The organism is Kitasatospora arboriphila, from assembly GCF_039528095.1.
GTDB lineage: Bacteria > Actinomycetota > Actinomycetes > Streptomycetales > Streptomycetaceae > Kitasatospora > Kitasatospora arboriphila.
The window spans coordinates 1-1,783 of record NZ_BAAALD010000209.1; the positions used below are offsets into that span (position 1 = coordinate 1).

Here is a 1,783-nt window from a genome sequence, read left to right on the forward strand (position 1 = left end):
GGACGGCTCTAAAACCCGCATCAACCAGCGCTTTCATGGGTGAAACGCCCAGTGACTGGGCGTTTCGTCCCTGCTTCGGGGCTCATGTTCCGCGCCAGGTCGGCGTGCTCTCGCCGGTGAGGCGGCGGGTCATGAGGCTGATCATCGCGACGTGGACCATGGCTCCGAAGCGGGCCGGGAGAGCCTCGTAGTCGCGGGCGAGGCGTCGGTGGTTCATGAGCCAGCCGAAGGTGCGCTCGACGACCCAGCGGCGGGGTTGGACGACGAATCCGCTGGTGGCAGGCTCGCGGCGGACGATCTCGAGGTCGATGCCCAGGGTGGCTGCGTGTTCGACGACGGCGTTCTTGTAGCCCATGTCGGCCCAGGCCTTGCGAATGCTCGGGTGGTCGGCTGCGACGGCGGCCGGCAGCTGTGGGCCGGCGGTGCCGTCCTGGACGCTTGCGGCGGTGACCAGCACGACGAGCAGGAGGCCGATCGTGTCGGTGACGATGTTGCGTTTCCAGCCGACGATTCGCTTCCCGACATCGGCGCCCTGGGTGGCGGCGGGGACGTTCGTGGAGGTCTTCACGCTCTGCGAGTCGACGATGCAGGCCGTCGGCTCGGGACTGCGCCCCTCGCGGGTGCGGACAAGGCGGCGTAACAGACCGTTGAGCTGCTCGAAAACCCCCTCCTTCTGCCATCGGGCGAAGTAGGCGTAGACGGTTTCCCAGGGCGGGTAGTCGTGCGGCAGGTAGCGCCAGGGGATGCCGGTGCGGTCGACGTACAGGATCGCGTCGAGGAGGTCGCGCAGTTCGTGCTCGGGTGGGCGTCCGAACGCCAGGGCACGCGCCGTGCGCTCCCGGCGCCAGGCGGTCAGGGTGGGCTCGACCAGGGCCCAGCGGGCGTCGGACAGGTCGCTCGGATACGGTCGACGATCCGTGATGACGACGGCGTACTGCGGAATCCCACTTCCACCGAGAAACATGGAGCTCAGGGACAATCGTGCTCCAGCCTGGCCCCCTTGGGATGAGACGGGACGATCGGCACAGTTCCAACGGACGTTCGTACGCAGGCGGAACTCCTGCCACAAAGGGCCTCAGGAGTTGCCGCAGGAGAGCTGGCCAAGCGGTCTAGAAACTGGGGCCAACTGGTTCTTTCATGGGTGAAACACCCAGTCGGCCCACCCTGCGATCCCGCCCGGACATCGGGAATCCGGCTCCCGGCCCCGGGCCGGGAGGGGGGTCAGTGCTGCTCGGGCGGCAGCAGGCCGGTCAGTGTGGTGATCACCGCCGCGCGGGAGCCGACGCCGAGTTTGGCGAAGACGTGGGACAGGTGGGTCTCGACCGTACGGACGCTGAGGTAGAGCTCCTCGGCGATCGCCTGGTTGGTGCGGCCCGCCATCACCCGGCGGACGACGTCGAGTTCGCGTTGGGACAGGTCGTAGGGCCGGTCCGGGTGTGCTCCGGTGGCGCCCGGGTGCGGCACGCGGGCACCCAGCCGGCGTTGTTCGCGGACGGTTCGGTCGAGGAGACCGTGGGCCCCCGCGTCCTCGAACAGGCGGGCGGCGTGGGCGAGCCGGTCGAGGGCTTCGCGCCGGCGGCCCGAGGCGGCGTGCGCGGTGCCGGCGGTGAGCAGGGCCCGGCCGGCCTCGATCATCGTCCCCGAGGCGAGCAGGATCGCGCCCGCGCGATCGGCCGCGTCGGCCGCGGACGCGGGCTCGCCGGTGCCGAGGGCGTGGGCGTGCGCGAGCAGGGCGGTGGCCGTGCCGGCGCCCGCCGCCGCCGCTCCCGGCTCGGTGCCCGCC

Annotated in this window: 2 protein-coding genes; both read right to left on the minus strand. The window is 70.8% G+C overall.

Going from position 1 to position 1,783, the window contains the following annotated elements:
- Nucleotides 1-82 precede the first annotated feature (82 nt).
- Nucleotides 83-922 carry an IS5 family transposase gene (locus ABD353_RS39485; protein ID WP_344628552.1) on the minus strand — a complete coding sequence of 280 codons (840 nt, stop codon included), beginning with the start codon at nucleotides 920-922 and terminating at the stop codon, nucleotides 83-85.
- Nucleotides 923-1,221: 299 nt separating this feature from the next.
- The coding region (locus tag ABD353_RS39490; protein ID WP_344628551.1) for a helix-turn-helix transcriptional regulator at nucleotides 1,222-1,783 on the minus strand (562 nt) is incomplete at its 5' end.